The following is a 17,168-nucleotide window of genomic DNA, read 5'->3' as shown; positions in this document are numbered from 1 at the left end:
CGAAACCGCGCAGCAATAAGGCTCCATAAGCAAGAAGGCCCCCGATATCGGGGGCCTTCTTGCTGGCGTCGGTGCTGCACTTTTGCTCCGGAAATCTGCTGCACATTCTCTCCGGCGTTGACATACGTCGAATACGCGACCTTCACGGCTTTGATGCGATCGAGAGCTTTGCCAATTTCCGTGTATCGCTCCGCAGGAGCGCCGACCGGTAGATCGTAGATCAGAAGATAGTCAGCCATAATATCAATCCATGGTGTCCAGGGGTGAAACGCACACTACGGATAGTCTAACTTGATTCGGCTCACGCGCGGGGGCGCAGAGCGCAAAGGCGGCAGGCTAAACATCAAGCAGGCGCCGCAGTGCATGCACCACTACTGGCATAACTTCCGGCCTAATTCCGGCGGAAAAACTAACGCTTTGAAAGGCCGTCAGTTTTTGCATTCTCTAGTGAATTAGTTAGGAAAAACAGCATCTTGGCGGACATCAACGGACAATGACGGACGGGGATAAAGTTGTCTCCGTCTCCGCCATATGGGCCTTACGGGCCGCAGTCTACCTCGTTTCAAGCCAGCATCTGGGCGAAAGCCGGTAGAGACGTCTGCTCGTCGTTCCACGAGAGGCCATCCGGGTACGGCACATATTCGCGGGCGTTGAAGTCGGTGAAGTTCGGATACTTCTTGCACAACTCTGCCAGCTACCAGCGAACCTCCTCAGGTCGCAACGATCCTAGGGACGCGACCTCCGAGTGATGCTTCCGGTAGAGCTGAAGGTAACGCGGTGGGTCGCGCCAAATGAGAATGTTGGCCAATTCGCGATGCAGCGTTTTGAGGAAATTGGCTTGCCGGTAGCCTGCGTGTTCGACACTTCGCTCAGTACAGGCGCGACGGTCCTGGCGAATGGCTAAAGCCTGTAGCCCAGCAGTTTTCCGAAGAATGCCACGATCCGCATGATGCTGTGGGGCGGATTTGCCGAACGGATTTCTTTCGAGTGTGCCACGAAGAGCATCGAGACCAGAACGAGCGATTGAAAATTCTTTGGGGGAAGTCCCATTCGGCCATCGACCACCAAAGCCTGCAGCTTCCTGAAAAACGGTTCGAATTCGAGCGCTGGTTTATGCACGTTCACCAGTCGCACTTCCGTCGCATAGGGGTTCCTCAGAGTGTGCGGGATTCCCGGGGGCACCTTCACGGATTGACCGGGCGCAAGCTGCTGCCATGCGCCGTCGACGCAGACATCTAGCGTGCCGGCGATTACCTCGTAGCTCTCCTCGGCAAATGGGTGCGTATGCAGCGGAGGTCCTGAGAAACCCGGTGCGAGGACGTTGATCGCCTCGAAGAATTGGCCTGCCGTATCGGAGGTGGAGCGCGTGATTTCCCACCTCATACCCATCGCTCCGAAGTCAAGCATTCGGTCTTGCATTGGCGCGGACATGTAGGGGCTCGGCTCAAGATCGGCGCAGCGGAAACGCCTTATATCTCTGGTTTTGCATATCATCCCGCATGCTGCAAGGTCTGCAACGGATCAGAACCGACCCTGAGTCAGACAACCTGCCAAGTCCGGTCTTAATCGGCGTTGCTGGGAAAACTCAATCGAAGCCGGGCGCATGGTCATCCCTGCTGACGAGTTTTCCGTCTCGCGCTGGGAGGCGGACCCAGCTCGGGTCCGCCCGATTGTCGATGGCGGCTTCGTCGTTGCGCCGGTTACTTCCTGGCGAGCAGATCGCGGATGTCGGTGAGGACTTTCACTTCTGCGCTCGGCTCCGCCGGCTTCTCGACCGCCTTCTCCTTTTTCGTCAAGCGGTTCATCGCCTGGATGACCAGGAACAGCACGCCGGCGATAATGAGGAAATTGAGAAGCGCGGTGATGAATGCGCCGTAGCCGAGCACGGCTCCTGCCTTTTTGGCATCCGCATAGGCGACGCCCGTGTGGACTTTATCGGAAAGCGGCAAGTAGTAGTTCGAGAAATCGAGGCCGCCGGTCACGGCTCCAATGATCGGCATGATCATGTCGCCCACGAGCGACGCCACGATTGCGCCGAAAGCGACGCCGATGACCACGCCGACGGCGAGGTCGACGACATTTCCGCGAAGCACGAATTTCTTGAAGTCTTCAAGCATGGCATTCCGTCCTTTTGTCCACGATGACGAGCGAACTAGATCATGAAGTCAGTTGAAGTCGCAACAAGCGAGACTTTTGAATAAGCGCTCGCGCTTCTGAGTTATAAGCTCACAAAGCGCAAAACCTCCTCCTCCGCAGTCATATGAACGATCTGGAGGGCAGACCAATCCGTCCAGTTGTGACGGGCGAATGCACGTGCGCGCCTGACGAATGGCGTTTTTTTGCCTGGCTTCGACGTCGAGGCAAAGGGGCGTTGGAGACACCGTCGTCTTTATAGAGCGCCTGGAGCGTCGTATACGGGGCAACGGCCGCGATCAGAAAGGCCGATGACACGAGATCGAGGTCTATGAACGTTCCCGACGCAGCGAGATTATTTTCCGGTAGCCAAGCTGGCGGTCAGGATGACGTCGAGCCTCACGGCGGCGATATCGATGCCATTGCCAAAAGATATCCGGGCGCGCCGCAGCCATGGATTGATCTTTCGACGGGCATAAATCCGTTTGCGTATCCGATCCCACCTTTGTCCGCCGAGCTTTGGTCGCGGCTTCCATTGCGCGAGGACGACGACGAACTCAGGCGCGCGGCTGCGCGGAGCTATCGTGCCGCCGATCCGGATTGGATTGTCTCGGCCCCGGGTACGCAAGCGCTCATACAGATTATTCCGCGACTCATCGAGCCGACGGAGGTTGCGATCGTCGGGCCGACCTATCGTGAGCACATACGCTGCTGGCGACGAATGGGGCACGCGGTTCGCGTCATTCAAGACTTGGATGAGATCGGCGATGCGAAGGTAGTTGTCGTCGTCAATCCGAATAATCCTACGGGACGCCACTACGAGCCGCGCCGATTGCTCGCGCTTGCGGAGGACATGGCGCGCAAGCGAGGGCTGCTTGTGATCGACGAGGCATTCGCTGACCTGCTCGGCGCCGATCAAAGTCTTGCTCCGCTGCAGCCGCCGTCCACGATCATTCTAAGGTCGTTCGGAAAGACCTATGGGCTGGCGGGCGTGCGTCTGGGGTTTGCAATCGCGGAGCCTCGTGTCGCATCAGTCCTGCGATCGTGGCTTGGTCCGTGGGCCGTTTCAGGGCCGGCGATCGCCATTGGTTGCCAGGCGCTCGAAGATGCCGGCTGGTTGCTCCAAACGCGCGATCGTCTGGCCAATGCCGCCCAATATTTAGATGAACTGCTGGCGGCTTCGGGAGGTAGCATCGCAGGCGCCACGCCTCTATTCCGTCTTGTGGACCATCCGCAGGCAGACAATATCGCGCATGTTCTCGCATTGGCAGGCATTCATGTGCGCCAATTTCCCGATCAGCGAACCTGGCTGCGTTTCGGCATTCCGAACAAAGATGCGTTGCTGCGTTTGGAATCCGCGCTTGCCGTGCGCGCTCGATAAGAGCAACGGCCATCGTCAGGACATGACGATTATCCAAGCGGTCTGCTTCGCTCTTTATAAGAATTCTTATTTAAGATTGACTCTCGATACGTGTCGCAGAATTGCGATCGTTTTCTATCGCCATGCGATCTGCGCCGGGATAGGCGACATTCGTAGGCGTGCCTTTCCGGCAACAGCATTTATTCTGTAGGCGTCTACTTGATGCCGCGCAAACGGCTCTCTTCAAAGTTTATTAATTAGGTACACAAATGAACGAGGAGAGCGTGAGCGATGGCGCGAGCAATTCGAGCTGGCCGGCGCGGTGAATTCAACGTCACTGCGCCTGATTTTCCACAAGGTTCCGTTGAGCGCATAAAGCTCAATGAAGTTCGGACAAGCCTCGCTGTTCTGGCCATTTTTGCATTTTTGCCCAACACGGCGTCGGCGCAATCTGCGGCACCGGGCGCGACCGTCGATTTGCCGCCGATCGTCGTCACGACCACGCAGAAGCCGCAAGCGAAGCCGAAGAAAAAGGTCGCGGGCAAAAAATCGCCGAGCACCGCGCAGGCATCCCAAGCATCTCAACCGGCCGATCCTGACGATTTCTCGGGAAGCGATGAATCTCATCGCGAACTCACCGCCACGGAACAGGCAAAGCAGAGGCTCGAAAAAATTCCCGGGGGTACCGATGTCGTTGGGCGCCAGGATATGCCGGTTGGCGTCAACACGTCGCTTCAGCAGATGCTGGCGTATGTTCCGGGCGTCGTCGTGCAGAGCTTTTTCGGCAGCAACGACCAGCCGCGACTTCAGATCCGCGGTTCCGGCCTGCAGCAAAATCCGTCGGAACGCGGCACGCTGGTGCTGCAGGACGGCTTGCCCATCAATCGTGCCGACGGCTCGTATATCGTAGGATTTGCCGATCCCAAGAGTGCGGAATTCGTTGAAATCTATCGTGGCTACACGGCAAACCGGCTCGGGGCGACAGTTCTTGGCGGTGCTATCAACTTCGTCTCTCCGACTGGCATCACGGCGCCGGGCGCCGAGGTCAGCGTTGAAGGTGGGAGCTTCGGCCATTTTGCGACCAGCGTGGCGGCCGGGGCGCAGCAGGGTAATGTCAACGCTCACGCGAGCGTCAGCTACACGGAGCGCGACGGCTATCGCGAGCACAACGAATCCGAACGCACGAACGTCAACATCAATGTCGGCGCGCGCGTCAATGAGAACGTCAGCACGAGGTTGTTCTTCGGCTACACGGATCTCGGGTTCGATGTCGTCGGGCCGATTTCGCGCACGATGATGGAGCAGGACCCGACGCAGATCTGCCTTGGTCCGCCAGGCTGCACCGGCCCGAACGTCAAGCGCGACGATCCGCGTCGCGAGGCCGAGCAGTTCCGTATCGGGTCGCGAACCTCGGCGCGCTACGGAGCAAACCTGTTCGATGTGGCGCTTGGCTACACCTATACCGACGACATGTTCCGCTTCCCGATCTCGGGCGGTGTCCGCGATACGGACGGCGGCGATTTCACGACCGTCATGCGTTACGCGTATGCGCCGGACGCGAGCCGTGCGCTTCCTCTATTCGAAATCACGGGACAATATGCGATCGGAAGCGCTGACCGGCGCTATTACCTCAACAATCGGGGCAAAAGAGGTGCGCTGGTCGGCGATAACGATTTTGATTCCAGCACGCTCTCCATCAATGCCGGATTCAATATCCCGCTGACCGATCGTTTGACCCTGTCGCCGTCCGTCGCCTATTCGTATGCGACGCGGGATAATGACGACGTCTATACCGATCCGACGCGTCCCTACATGATGTTTTCCGGCGCGAATGTCGTGACCGGAACGCGCCCATTCGTTGATACGAGCTACGACCGGTCTTATTCCGGATGGAGCCCGAGCGTCGCCCTGAGCTACGACCTCGCAAGAGATCAATCCGTGTTCGTTGCGGTCAGCCGGAGCTTCGAGCCGCCGACCCAGGATGATCTCATCGCCACCATCAATGGCAATCCGAACGGCAGCGCTGGTGCTACAGGGGCGGCAGTCTTCGCAACTCCCAATCTCGATGCGCAGACGGCAACGACCATCGAGGGCGGATGGAAGGGACGCAATGGCCACATGGCCTGGTCAGCGATTGCGTACTATTCCTGGGTTCACGATGAACTTGTCAACTTGCGCGATTCATCCGGTGTTGCGCTCGGCGCCGTCAATGCCGACCGCACAACACATTTCGGCGTGGAAATCGGCGGCTCCGTCGACGTCACGAGAGATATCAACGTGCGGCTGGCTTACACGTATCAGGATTTCCGTTTCGACGATGACGTGCTGTATGGTGACAACCGCCTTGCGGGCGCGCCAAATCACGTCGTAAACGCGGCTTTGCGCTACACGCTGGCGCCGGGCTTCTGGGTCGAAAGCGAAGTCAATTGGGTGCCTGGCTGGACACCCGTCGACAACGCCAACCTGCTGTTCAACAATCCCTACGTCGTCATCAATCTGCGCTCGCAGTATGCGCTCAACGAAAACCTGAGCCTTTACGGCGAAGTCTTGAACGTGTTCGACGAGACCTATGCATCCGCGACGCTGATCGTCGAGCAAGCTCCCAATCCTAACCAGGCCGTCTTCCTGCCAGGCGACGGTCGGGCGTTTATCGGTGGCATGAAGGCAAGGTTCTGATGGTCGAAAAGGCGGACTTGGGCCGATCAAGTTTGGGTAGTGTAACTCGTCGAAGCGTATTGATGGGCGGCGTGTCGGTTTTCGGCACGTCCGCCCTATCCGCATCGATATTCGGACGCGCGGCGGAAGCGTCGCCGCTTGCAAGTCTTGAGATCTGGGGACCGCCTGCCGGGCCTTCGATCGTCGTGCTGCATGCGATCGCAACAGGGCGGCTGGACGGCGCGGTGCGCAAGCCGACACTCCGCGTGTGGCGGCAGGTCGATGAAGTTCGAGCGGGCCTGACGTCGAAGAGTTTCGACGTCGGCATCGTGCCGGTGCCGGTCGCGGCAAATCTTTACAATCGCGGTCTTGGTGTGCGCCTCGTCAATGTCATGACGAACGGCATATTGTACGTCATGTCCTCCGATCCGGCGTTAACGACGTTCGAATCGCTCAAGGGACGCAAACTTGCGGTGCTGTTTCCAAACGAATTGCCAAGTCTGCTGCTCGAGCGGCTGTTCCGCCATGCCGGCATCGATGCGGCAAAGGACATCACGCTTGTCCCAACGGCCACGCCGCTGGAAGCCATGCAGCTTCTCGTTCTCGGCCGCGTCGATGCCGCGCTCATTCCGGAGCCCGCCGCGTCGGCTGCTGTCGTCAAAGGAAGCGTGGCGGGCAAGACCATTCATCGCACTATCGATTTGCAGGTCGAGTGGGGCAAGATGACGGGCGAGCACAAAACCGTTCCGCAGGCGGGCCTCGTTGTCACCGATCGTTTTCGGGAAGCGAATGCGGGTGTCATCGAAGCGCTGCAGGAAGGTCTTTTCGCCGCGGCCGCCGATGTGAACGCGCATCCGGCGCGGGCTGCGAACAATGCTGCGGGCGCTTTGCAAATGCCTTGGCCGGTGATCGAGAAATCGATTCCCTACTGTAATCTCGTCGCCGCGCCCGCGCATCAGGAAAAGCCTGCAATCGAGGCTGTGCTGAAGGCCATGGCGGACGTCAATCCGGGCTACATCGGGGGGCACTTGCCGGATGCCGCCTTCTACCTGTGAGGCGTGGTGGCTGATTTTGTCCTCGATCGGATTGGACGTCTCGGCCGCTTCCTGTGGTCGGGATGGGTCGGCGTTGCCGGAATGGCGGTGTTCTGCGCGCTCTGGCAGCAGGGCCACGAAGCCTATGGCGATTTCATTCTGCCATCTCCGATCGCGACGGCGCAGGCGACGCTCGAACTCGTGCGGTTGCCGGAAACGTGGCGGCTCGCGTGGGCTACCTCTCTTCGCGCCGTCGAAGGATTTTTTCTGGTTGCGGTTCTCGGCGGAGGGATGGGGCTGGCGGTCGGCTATTCCGCCGCCGCGATGCGGCTTGCCCGACCGCTGCTGACCATCATCATGGGCGTGCCGCCGATCGCGTGGATCGTGCTCGCCATGATCTGGTTCGGTTCGACGTCGGGAACCGTTCTCGCGACAGTCGTCGTGGCATGCTTTCCGCTGGTCTTTGCGACGGTCGCCGAAGCGACCGCGACCCGCGATCGGGCGCTCGAGGATATGGCGAGAGCTTTCGGCGCGAACCCCTTGCAACGGCTTTATACGGTCGTCATCCGCTCCGTTGCCGGTCAGTATTTTCCGGCATTGGCCATTTCGCTCGGGTCAGCGTTCAAGGTCGCGGTGATGGCGGAGCTTCTTGCCAACATCAACGGCATCGGTATCGCGCTGGCGATGGCGCGATCCAATCTCGATGTCGCGCAGTCCATCGCTTGGATCGTGTTGACGGTCGCCGCGATTTTTATCGTCGAATATGGATTGGTGCAGCCGATCCGCGCCGAACTTGAGCGCTGGCGCGATGCGGCACGGCCCTGGGGTGTCAAGCGATGACGGCCCTGACGCTCGCCGGCGTTTCGCACGCCTACTTTGGACGAACCATTCTCGATCGCGTCAAGCTCGACGTCCTTGCAGGCCAGCTCGTGGCACTCGTCGGGCCATCCGGATGCGGCAAGAGCACGCTCGTGCATATCGCGGCCGGACTGATCGAGCCGCAACGCGGTCGCGTCGTCAGCGAGTACCGCAGGCACGGCATGATATTCCAGGAACCTCGCCTGCTGCCGTGGGCAACGGTGGAAGATAATATCGCGTATCCGCTGCGGATTTCCGGCGCGTCGAAGCGCGAGCGGCAGGAGCGCGCCCGTCATGCCGCCGACGTCGTTTCGCTCGATCGCCGCGATCTCGAAAAATATCCGATCGAGTTATCGGGCGGCATGCGGCAGCGAACGGCGATTGCGCGTGCGCTCGTTCTCGAACCGGATTTCGTTTTCTTCGACGAGCCGTTCACGGCGCTCGACGTGGCGCTGAAGCGGCGCATGCAGGATCTGGTCATTTCGTCGGCCGTCCAATCCCGTTTCGCCGGACTCTTCGTGACGCATGATCTTGCGGAGGCCGTGCGTGTCGCCGACCGCATCGTCGTGCTGGATGAGCGCGTGCGCGGCATTTCGGGCGAACGCTTCGTGCCGCTTGAACGCGGCGCGAGAGATGACGCCGCCGTATTCGCAACCGTCCAAAGCTATTTGAAAGATGACTCGCTCTTCAGTCATATCCACGACACCGACGAACGGCGCAGGCCATGACGATGTCGCAACCCGCAAGATCCGAAACGATTGCCCGGACGCTCGGAGCCCTAAGCCGCGAGGGCTTTCGTCTTTTCTTTCCGATGGCCGCCATTCATGCAGCTCTGTGGCCGTTTCTGTGGGTGATCGTCTTCAACTTCAATTTGCCTTTCGCGAGTTCGATCCCGCCCGGCATCTGGCACGTCCATGAGATGATCATCGGCACGTTCGGCGCCGCGCTCATCGGATTTATCACGACGTCCGTTCCGGAATGGACCGATACGAAGCGCTTGCGCGGCAATTCGTTGCTGGCGCTCGCGGCACTTTGGGCGGGCGCGCGGTTTTTCGGTTTATTCGGCGTCACCGCATTGGATGCCTTAGGCGCCGTTTGCGATATCCTTTGGCTCGGCGCGCTCGTTGCTTACCTTGTTTCGATCTCGATCCGGAAACGAACGACGTGGCTCTCCGCGTTTGTCTTCTGGATAGGGGCGCTGATGGTGACAGAAGCCGTCACGCGCTATGCGTTTCTCGATATCGCAACGCATGCCGATCTTGCGCAGCGTGCCGCTCGCCTCGCGGGGTTTGTGTTTCTCGGTATTCTCGGCGTTGCGCTGGCGCGCGTCTCCGTGCCTATCACCAATCTCGTGCTCGATCCGAGCGAGGAGACGTCGCCGTTCCGTCCGCATCCTGGGCGCATCAATCTGGCGCCGGGGCTTGTCGCTGTGCTCGTGCTGGCCGAGGCGCTCGGCCTTTCCGATGCCACGGCGGGATACCTGTTCATCGCCGCCGGCGCCGCGTTCATGGATCGCATCGCGGAAGCTTTCATCGGCAGGAAAATCATCCATGCGGAAATTCTGGCACTTGTTGGATCGAGCGCATTCGCGGGGCTTGGTCTGATTTTAATCGGATTGGCGCAGCTCGGCGCGCCCATTTCGGAATACGCCGGCCTGCACCTGGCGTTCATGGGTGGTCTTGGCCTGGGTGTGCTCAGTATTTTTGCAATCGCGGGTTTGCGGCACACAGGACGGGCGCTTGGCCTGGTCCGGGAAACGCGCTTCGCGATGCTGCTGGTCGTGGCTGCAACGCTGTTGCGGGTCGTCCCGGAAATCTGGCCGACGGCGTTTCTCCCGTCGCCGCCGTACTTCGCAGTGTCGCTTGTCTGGGCGGCGGCGTTTTTGCTGTGGCTGAGGGTTTACTGGCCGTTCTTCCGTGAAGAGCCGCGCCAAGATACACCCTCCGCCGAGGTAGGATCGAGATGAGCGCAACCATCAATCCAAATCATCCGTTGCCTGTCGCCAACGCTGCCGTTCAGCCGTTTCTTATGATCGGCGCGCTCTATGCGGCTCTGATGATGGCGCTCTGGGTGCCGTGGTTCCTCGGATTTATTCAAGTGCCGAGCGCTTGGCCGGCGCAGGCGTGGTTCACGCACGAACTCGTGCTCGGTTTCGCCCCGGCCATCGTCGCTGGTGTCCTGCTGACGAACATTCCAAGCGAGAGAGGCCACGAGCCGCTGAGCGGCGTAGCGCTTGCGACGCTCGTCGTGCTCTGGCTTGCCGGGCGCATCGCCATGGGCGTTTCCGCGCATCTGGATGTCATGACGACGATGGTACTTTCAGTCGCGTTCTTGCTTGTTATCCCTGTGCTGATCGCGCGCGAATTTTTAGGAAGTAGAAACTGGGGCGATCTGGTTGTCGTTGCGCTGCTTTTCGGTCTCGGTGCAGCGGATGCGCTGTTTCACTATGAGATGTGGGAATTCGGGCGAACGAAGCTCGCTGCCAACGTCGCGTTGGCGTTGACCCTTCTCATTCTGACGATCCTCGCTGGCCGGGCAGCGTCCTCGGCAAAACGGCAGTCGACGGTTTTTTATATTGCATGCGGGTTCGTTGCCTTGGGCTTTGTGCTGACCGGCCTTGGCATCCTTTGGGATGACTATGATTTCGCAACCGCCGGAATGCACGCATGGACGGTGGGCTCGATCGGCACGCTGGCGGTCGCAGTTATGATGTGCGCGTCGAGCGCGGGGCGATCGCCGACATCGGTGGGAACGATCATTCTCTATGGATTGGTGCTCGTATCAGGCTTGGCGTGGACGATCGCCGGCCTTTATCCGCAATGGACGCTGCCGCTGTTGCCGATCTCTGGCCTCACGTGGATCGCAGCCTTCGTCGGCTTCGCAGTTCGTTACGGCCGAATATTTTGTTCAACGCGATCGCATTAGGCGGTGTGCTGAAAATTCAATTGTCTGAAGAACGCCTAATCGCTTTTTCTGGTGTTGCTGATTTATCGACATTGTCGCGGTCGGTGAGGGTTGAGAAAAATTCTGTTTGACTGGCGAGTAAACGCTGTATGGAATGCGTGATGTGACGGTGCTCTGATCGGCGCATGCCGGTACGAGCTAAGAGGGAACACGGTGAGACGTAAGTCGATGCCGTGGCTGCGCCCGCAACTGTAAGCGGCAAGTCTTCTCCGCATTACGCCACTGATATTCCCCTCATCGGGAAATTGGGAAGGCAGGAGATAGACGTTCGAGCCGTGAGCCAGGAGACCTGCCGACACAAGTCGCCCATCCTCGGTGCGGGACGCCTGTAGGAACGGAATGCCGGAGTGGCGACTGATGTGCAACCGATTGGGAGCAGCGTCAGGGCTGGCACGAGACATGATCACGGACTAGCAAAACATCCGAGTGAGCCTTGATGCGTCAAGGATAATTGCGCTTCGCCATCGGCGAAGCGTGCGCTCGGCGTTGTGCTGTGAAATGCGCCACTTCTGCTGAAGCTCCCGTCAACTGTCAGACGGGGGAACACACATGTCGTTGAATGCGTCAGGGAAAACCGCGAGCCACGGGCTCAAATCGGTTCTTTTTTCCGCGAGTGCGATCGTTGGATTTGCCGGCTTTGCCGTATCGGCATCCGCGCAGGTGACGGAGCTTGAAGGCGTGACGATCTATTCGGCAAACCAAACGCCGATGGATGCAGCAAAGGTTGGATCGTCGGTCGAGGTGCTCACGGAGAAAGACCTCCAGAAGCAGTCCAAGACCTACCTCAAGGATTATCTCGCGCAGTTGCCCGGCGTGAACTTCTATCAGAGCGGTCCTCCAGGAGCTCAGTCTGGCATCTTCATTCGCGGCGCCGCGTCGAAATACGTCAAGGTGCTGGTCGATGGCATGGACGTCAGCGACCCCTCGGCCACCCAAACTGCAACATCATTTGAGCATCTGCTCGTCGGCGACATTTCACGCATCGAAGTTCTAAAAGGCTCGCAGAGCACACTCTACGGCGGCGATGCCGTTGGCGGTGTGATCACCATCCAGACGAAAGCGGCGCTGACGCCTGGGTTTTCGCAGCAAGGGAACATTGAAGGCGGTCAATACGGAACGATCAATGGCGCCTATACGGCGGGTTATCTGGCCGCAAACGGAAGCAACATTGCGCTGACGATCCAGGGCGCGGGAACCGACGGCTTTTCAGCCTATGCCTACGGTCGCGAAGACGACGGTTATCAAAATCTGACGTTTTCTGGCCGAGGCGAATATTTTCTCACGCCGTCGTGGAAGGTGTTCTTCGCCGCACGCGCACTCGATGCCAAATATAACTATGACGGGTACGCGAATTCACCGCCTTATGCATTCGGCGATACGCTCGACAATGGCACGACGACGCAACAGGTCGGCCGCGTCGGCACCGAATTTTCGCTGCTCAACGGGGCGTTCCAAAACACGCTCGCCATCCAGGGCATGAACGTACGGCGCGAGACGTTCAACGATAAGACACGCGGCGGCTGGTATGACGGCGATCGCATCAAAGGCGAATATAAAGGCATCCTGACATTCAACGAGAAGCTGTCATTGCTGATCGGTGCCGACTGGGAGCGCACGGGAACAACTACGAGCGGACTATCGGACCGGGTCACGGCGGATTTCAATGGGTATTACGCCCAGTTGATGATGGAGCCGATTCAGGGGCTGTTTCTGACCGGCGGCGGCCGTATCGACGATCACAGCACGTTCGGTACTTTCGATACCTATCGCATAACGGGCGCATATCTCGTTCCGGGCACGGAAACGAAGTTCCACAGCAGCGTCGGCACAGGTTTTCGCGCGCCGAGTCTGTATGAGCTTTATGCGCCGACATATGGCAATCGCGATCTTACACCTGAAGAAAGTTTCGGGTGGGATGCCGGTGTGGAACAGGGTTTTGATAAAGGAAGGTACAGGATCGGAGCCACATACTTCGAACTCGATACCGATAACCTGATCGATTATCATAGAGTTACGTATCAGTATTTCAACGTTCCCGGCACGGTGCATCGGAATGGTGTCGAGGTGTCGGGCGCTGCCACGCTCACGAACTGGCTGACGTTGACGGGCGGCTATACCTATACGGACGCGACCGACGCGGACGGCAAGCGCTTGCTCCGCGTTCCACGGCATTCGTTTTCGGCTGGTATCAACGTCGTTCCGATCGACAAGGTCGCGGTGAACGTCACCGCGCAATACGTTGCCGATGTCGTCGACGACTCTTTCGATGTGCGAGGCATCGTCGCGCTCAACGACTATGTGCTCATCGGTGCCAAGGCTTCTTATGAATTCGCACCGGGATGGAAGGCCTACGTGCGCGGCGAAAACCTGCTCAACGAGAATTATCAAACAGTCCTCGACTACGGAACTCCCGGCGCTTCGGTCTATGGCGGCCTGACAATGGCTTTGCCGAGCGACTGATGCGCAGGAAGGCTCGTGCGCCAACCCCGCATGAGCCTTCCTTCCTCATCACCAGCGGATCATTCGCACACGGGAGCGATGGCGATGTCGGCAGAGATATTTCACGCGAATTTTTGCGTGGCTTGGACGCGCGGCTGATGACATCGACAGCGCCGGTGTTGGCTTCCGGGTGGACATCAGTCATTGACGCTGGCGGCACTACGGTGACGCGTGCGATCGGAACGACTGCAAATCTGACGTCCGGAAAATCGGACTGCGTTGCGCGCGCAATCGCGCTGAGCACCGGCACGCTTGTATCGCTGTTATTCCACGGTTCGGTCTTGGCCACTTTCCTTTATCTCTCTGACCAGAAGCCGGGCGCGATCGAACAGCCGACCGAAGCGATCAGCCTGGCGTCGCTCCAAAGCGAAGTTCTGGAAGCCGTCAGCGTGTCGCAATCGGCCGCCGCTGTATCGGCGTCGTCCGTGGATGCGACCGTTGGCGAAATCCAGGAGAGCGCTGCTGCACAGCCTTCAGAGGCAAAGGAAACAGAAACGCATCACGCGCTGCACGACATCGTTCCGGCTGAAGTGGACGCGCGCGAAAGCACTACGGAACCGGAAGGCCTCAACGTCGTGCGCGGCGGGCTCGAAAGTGAGCGGAGCGCCGGGAAAGAAATGACGGCGCTTAAAGAAAACTTCGAAGCAGGCGGATCTCAGCATACCGTCCGCGACGTGCGAGAGCCGCGCAAACCGAAGATGCGTGCCAACTCGAGGCGCAATCAAGAACAGCGAACCGAGCTAAAGCAAAAAGGCGCGGCGAGCGTCAGAGCCAAGCGCGGATCGCAGGCGAGCGCCGCACAAGTTTCCGCAAGTTCTGGATCGGCGCTCAACTATGCGGCGCTCGTTCGCTCGCGTGTCGCGTCGCGAAAACCCGGAGGCGGCGGTGGCCGCGGCACCGTCGTCATCGCGTTCAGCGTTTCGCGCTCGGGCGCGTTGAATGCGGCACGCATTTCCCGATCTTCCGGAAATTCGACGCTCGACGGCAGCGTGCTTGCAGCCGTGCGCAGCGCGGGTCCGTTTCCGCCACCGCCAGCCAGCGCCAATTTGAACTTTGCCATGCCGTTCTATTTCAAATGAGCGGCGTGGCGAGCGTCTTGTGAGTTTGTCGATGCGAATTACCCGTTCCCGCAGTTGGGAGCGGCATATGGAAAAGGATAAAGCAATGCTGAGGTTTGCACGTCACGATGAAACCGCCATGAAATCCGCAACCCCAATGCTGTGGGTCGCGTTGATCGCGGCGCTGAGCGTTGGAGGCAGTTACGTTTACGCATGCGCGGCGCCATTCGCGGCGATTGGTGCGCTGGCGGCCCGGAAGATGGATCTTGCCACTGGTTTAACGCTCGTCCTGCTGGCATGGATCGCGAACCAGATCGTCGGCTATGGCCTTCTTGGCTATCCGCAGACGGCCAATTCGTTTGCCTGGGGCGGCGCAATTGGCCTGGGCGCCGTTGCGGCGCTCTTCGCGGCGCGCATGATCGGAAATCTGGGTTGGGGCACCGTGGCTGCGACGATCGCAAGTTTTGCCGTCGCGTTTATCGCGTACGAGGCGACGCTTTATCTGGCGAGCTTCGGACTTGGCGGTTCGGACGCGTTCTCGTTTGAGATCGTTGCGCGAATCCTAGGCATCAACGCCGTCGTATTCGCAGGCATCCTCGGGCTTTATGCGATCGCGGGATTGCTGAAAATGAGTCGCGAAAAGCAGGTCGCTGCACGCGCTTAGGGAATTGATATTCTCCAGTCGCCGCGGGATGACTTGATTTCATCCTGCGGCGGCTGCGTCTTGCAACAACGCTTCAAAGTCCTGCCGCCAGGTGTCCACACCGCTGCGAATTGCTTCGTAGACGGCGGCGCCGGCAGCTTCGCCGACGGCCGTATGCATGCCAGCGTAGCGAACGCTGGTTTCTGACTGCGGGGCAGCAACGACGATGCAATCGGTTCCCGTTCCCGTGATTGCAACGCCGTTCCGCCGCACGCCGCTATCGAGGATGGCGGTGGTTCGCGCCATCGCGATGATCGCGACGAGTTCAGTCAGCGCGCCGGATGAGAGAGGCTGATCGACGTGGAGCAGCGTGTTGATGGTTCCCATTCGCGGTGGATTGGACTGACGTTCACCTACACGTTCCCCGTTAGACAAGCCAACGGTTGCGAGGCACGTGGCCGGAACTCCGTCCACGATCTTGCTCGCGCAATGATGCTGGGAGACCGTGCGCGATGTCACCAGCGCGATTGCATCCTCGATGCCACGCTCTGAAAGGCGGCTGGTAATAAGTTGCTCGGGGTTTATTTCAGGAGGCAATTCCGCATTTCGCACTTCGATCCATGCAACACTTGATGCCGTTTGGAACCCAGGTCTATTGAGTGACCAGCTCAGCATTTTTTGCGGCGTCGAAAAGGATGCGAGGAGGAGCCTTGGCTCGACCGTAATTGAAAATGGCAGGATCATTGCGGTTAGATACCGGGGAGAAAATGCGAATGCTAGTGCCCGCTCCGGCGGAATTTGAATTCTTACTGCGGTTGCAAGAGCTGTAAATCGAGCTGCGCATCGTCGTTGGAGGAGAAATTGGAAACGGAGACGCCGACGAGTCTGATGCCGATCGTAACGGGATAGATGGCTCGCACCAACGCCAGACTGATCTCGTGGAGCAGTTCACGCGCGGCGACTGGCCGTGAAGCGGTGCGGCTGCGCGTGATAATGCGAAAATCGGCATATTTTATTTTCACGGTGACTGTCGCGCCGAAGCTCTGATTCTTTTCACACCACGTCCAGACATCGTCGGCCATTTCGAGAATGCCCGCCTCAATTTCGGCCGGGATAACGCGATCTTCGTAAAACGTCGTTTCGCTCCCCGATGATTTGCGCGGCCGGTTCGGTTCGACGGGGCGGTCGTCCTCGCCGCGCGCGATGGCGTAATACCAGGCTCCGGATTTGCCGAACTGTCGCTGAAGAAACTCTAGCGACTGGGCGCGAAGATCGGCGCCCGTCTCGATGCCGAGCGCGTTCATCTTGGTGGCCGTCACGGGGCCGATGCCATGAAATTTTTTGACGGGGAGCGTTGCGATGAATTCGGCGCCGCGCTGGGGCGGTATGATGAACTGGCCGTTGGGCTTGCGCATATCGGAGGCGAGCTTGGCCAGGAACTTGTTATAAGACACCCCTGCCGAAGCCGTCAGACCCGTTTCGGCGAAAATGCATGCGCGAATGTCCGTCGCGGTATCGGACGCGGTCGGAAGGCCGCGTGCGTTCGCTGTCACGTCGAGATAGGCTTCATCGAGGGATAGGGGTTCGATGGCCTCCGTATAGCGCGCGAAGATTGTGCGAATTTGCTGCGAGACGGCACGATAGGCCTCGAAGCGAGGTTGCACGAAGATCAGTTCCGGGCACTGGCGAAGCGCCGTCGTCGACGGCATGGCTGATCGCACTCCGAATGCACGCGCCTCATAGCTGGCCGCGGCGACGACTCCGCGCTTCGCGCCGTAACCGACGGCGATGGCCTTGCCGCGAAGGTCCGGGTTGTCGCGCTGTTCCACGGAAGCATAGAAGGCGTCCATGTCGACGTGAATGATTTTACGTGTCGGAGTTTCGGCCATGATCGAAGCCTAGCACTTCGGCGCTCGGATTTCGATTGCGGCTGCAGGTGCCGATGCGGAGAAGCACGAGCGTCG

General features: G+C 59.3%; 15 protein-coding genes and 1 riboswitch. Of the genes, 10 read left to right on the top strand and 5 right to left on the bottom strand.

Going from position 1 to position 17,168, the window contains the following annotated elements:
* The 3 genes from WC026_RS13010 to mscL all read right to left on the bottom strand — a co-directional run.
* A partial coding sequence (locus WC026_RS13010) for a hypothetical protein (protein ID WP_372711437.1) occupies window positions 1–239 on the bottom strand: 239 nt, incomplete at its 3' end.
* A 661-nt stretch (window positions 240–900) separates the two neighbouring features.
* Window positions 901–1,383, bottom strand: coding sequence for a cupin domain-containing protein (locus WC026_RS13005; RefSeq protein ID WP_372711436.1), 483 nt, complete (start codon window positions 1,381–1,383; stop codon window positions 901–903).
* Between the two features lie 317 nt (window positions 1,384–1,700).
* Window positions 1,701–2,117 carry a large conductance mechanosensitive channel protein MscL gene (gene mscL / locus WC026_RS13000; RefSeq protein ID WP_372711435.1) on the bottom strand — a complete coding sequence of 139 codons (417 nt, stop codon included), beginning with the start codon at window positions 2,115–2,117 and terminating at the stop codon, window positions 1,701–1,703.
* Window positions 2,118–2,464: 347 nt separating this feature from the next.
* Between mscL and cobD the strand changes: the two genes are divergently transcribed.
* The 10 genes from cobD (at window position 2,465) to WC026_RS12950 (ending at window position 15,225) form a co-directional block, all read left to right on the top strand.
* Complete coding sequence (gene cobD / locus WC026_RS12995; RefSeq protein ID WP_372711434.1) at window positions 2,465–3,514, top strand: threonine-phosphate decarboxylase CobD; 1,050 nt, start codon at window positions 2,465–2,467, stop codon at window positions 3,512–3,514.
* 270 nt (window positions 3,515–3,784) lie between these two features.
* Window positions 3,785–6,169, top strand: coding sequence for a TonB-dependent receptor family protein (locus WC026_RS12990; RefSeq protein ID WP_372711433.1), 2,385 nt, complete (start codon window positions 3,785–3,787; stop codon window positions 6,167–6,169).
* A 62-nt stretch (window positions 6,170–6,231) separates the two neighbouring features.
* A complete protein-coding gene (locus WC026_RS12985; RefSeq protein WP_372711432.1) occupies window positions 6,232–7,203 on the top strand; it encodes an ABC transporter substrate-binding protein in 972 nt (323 codons plus the stop codon).
* A gap of 6 nt (window positions 7,204–7,209) precedes the next feature.
* Window positions 7,210–8,022 (top strand): ABC transporter permease, encoded by an 813-nt coding sequence (locus WC026_RS12980; RefSeq protein ID WP_372711431.1) that lies wholly within the window; start codon window positions 7,210–7,212, stop codon window positions 8,020–8,022.
* Window positions 8,019–8,768 (top strand): ABC transporter ATP-binding protein, encoded by a 750-nt coding sequence (locus WC026_RS12975; protein WP_372711430.1) that lies wholly within the window; start codon window positions 8,019–8,021, stop codon window positions 8,766–8,768. Before WC026_RS12980 ends, WC026_RS12975 begins: the two co-directional genes overlap by 4 nt.
* Entirely contained in the window at window positions 8,765–10,006 is a 1,242-nt protein-coding gene (locus WC026_RS12970) for an NnrS family protein (protein ID WP_372711429.1), read from the top strand. Before WC026_RS12975 ends, WC026_RS12970 begins: the two co-directional genes overlap by 4 nt.
* A complete protein-coding gene (locus WC026_RS12965) occupies window positions 10,003–10,965 on the top strand; it encodes an NnrS family protein (RefSeq protein WP_372711428.1) in 963 nt (320 codons plus the stop codon). The genes WC026_RS12970 and WC026_RS12965 overlap by 4 nt, the downstream gene beginning before the upstream one ends.
* Before the next feature lie 129 nt (window positions 10,966–11,094).
* Window positions 11,095–11,316: riboswitch (cobalamin riboswitch) on the top strand.
* Between the two features lie 237 nt (window positions 11,317–11,553).
* Entirely contained in the window at window positions 11,554–13,464 is a 1,911-nt protein-coding gene (locus WC026_RS12960) for a TonB-dependent receptor plug domain-containing protein (RefSeq protein ID WP_372711427.1), read from the top strand.
* A gap of 137 nt (window positions 13,465–13,601) precedes the next feature.
* Window positions 13,602–14,582 carry an energy transducer TonB gene (locus WC026_RS12955; protein WP_372711426.1) on the top strand — a complete coding sequence of 327 codons (981 nt, stop codon included), beginning with the start codon at window positions 13,602–13,604 and terminating at the stop codon, window positions 14,580–14,582.
* 67 nt (window positions 14,583–14,649) lie between these two features.
* Window positions 14,650–15,225 (top strand): hypothetical protein, encoded by a 576-nt coding sequence (locus WC026_RS12950; protein WP_372711425.1) that lies wholly within the window; start codon window positions 14,650–14,652, stop codon window positions 15,223–15,225.
* A gap of 39 nt (window positions 15,226–15,264) precedes the next feature.
* On the opposite strand, the gene WC026_RS12945 is transcribed toward WC026_RS12950, so the two are convergent.
* A complete protein-coding gene (locus WC026_RS12945) occupies window positions 15,265–15,948 on the bottom strand; it encodes an adenosylcobinamide amidohydrolase (protein ID WP_372711424.1) in 684 nt (227 codons plus the stop codon).
* Between the two features lie 62 nt (window positions 15,949–16,010).
* Window positions 16,011–17,093: a DNA polymerase IV gene (gene dinB / locus WC026_RS12940; protein WP_372711423.1), complete on the bottom strand. Its 1,083-nt coding sequence runs from the start codon at window positions 17,091–17,093 to the stop codon at window positions 16,011–16,013.
* Window positions 17,094–17,168: the final 75 nt, after the last annotated feature.

It is taken from the genome of Hyphomicrobium sp. (assembly GCF_041674905.1).
In the GTDB taxonomy this organism is placed as follows: domain Bacteria; phylum Pseudomonadota; class Alphaproteobacteria; order Rhizobiales; family Hyphomicrobiaceae; genus Hyphomicrobium_B.
Note: the sequence above shows the minus strand (reverse complement) of the source record. Positions and strands in the feature narration are given on the sequence as shown.

Bases quoted from the DNA above. Each gene is read 5' to 3' on its own strand.
- dinB (WP_372711423.1), bottom strand. From the start codon at position 17,093: ATGGCCGAAACTCCGACACGTAAAATCATTCACGTCGACATGGACGCC.
- WC026_RS12965 (WP_372711428.1), top strand. From the start codon at position 10,003: ATGAGCGCAACCATCAATCCAAATCATCCGTTGCCTGTCGCCAACGCT.
- WC026_RS12955 (WP_372711426.1), top strand. From the start codon at position 13,602: ATGACATCGACAGCGCCGGTGTTGGCTTCCGGGTGGACATCAGTCATT.
- WC026_RS12970 (WP_372711429.1), top strand. From the start codon at position 8,765: ATGACGATGTCGCAACCCGCAAGATCCGAAACGATTGCCCGGACGCTC.
- mscL (WP_372711435.1), bottom strand. From the start codon at position 2,117: ATGCTTGAAGACTTCAAGAAATTCGTGCTTCGCGGAAATGTCGTCGAC.
- WC026_RS12975 (WP_372711430.1), top strand. From the start codon at position 8,019: ATGACGGCCCTGACGCTCGCCGGCGTTTCGCACGCCTACTTTGGACGA.
- WC026_RS12945 (WP_372711424.1), bottom strand. From the start codon at position 15,948: ATGATCCTGCCATTTTCAATTACGGTCGAGCCAAGGCTCCTCCTCGCA.
- WC026_RS12950 (WP_372711425.1), top strand. From the start codon at position 14,650: ATGGAAAAGGATAAAGCAATGCTGAGGTTTGCACGTCACGATGAAACC.
- cobD (WP_372711434.1), top strand. From the start codon at position 2,465: ATGAACGTTCCCGACGCAGCGAGATTATTTTCCGGTAGCCAAGCTGGC.
- WC026_RS12960 (WP_372711427.1), top strand. From the start codon at position 11,554: ATGTCGTTGAATGCGTCAGGGAAAACCGCGAGCCACGGGCTCAAATCG.
- WC026_RS12985 (WP_372711432.1), top strand. From the start codon at position 6,232: ATGGGCGGCGTGTCGGTTTTCGGCACGTCCGCCCTATCCGCATCGATA.
- WC026_RS13005 (WP_372711436.1), bottom strand. From the start codon at position 1,383: ATGAGGTGGGAAATCACGCGCTCCACCTCCGATACGGCAGGCCAATTC.
- WC026_RS12990 (WP_372711433.1), top strand. From the start codon at position 3,785: ATGGCGCGAGCAATTCGAGCTGGCCGGCGCGGTGAATTCAACGTCACT.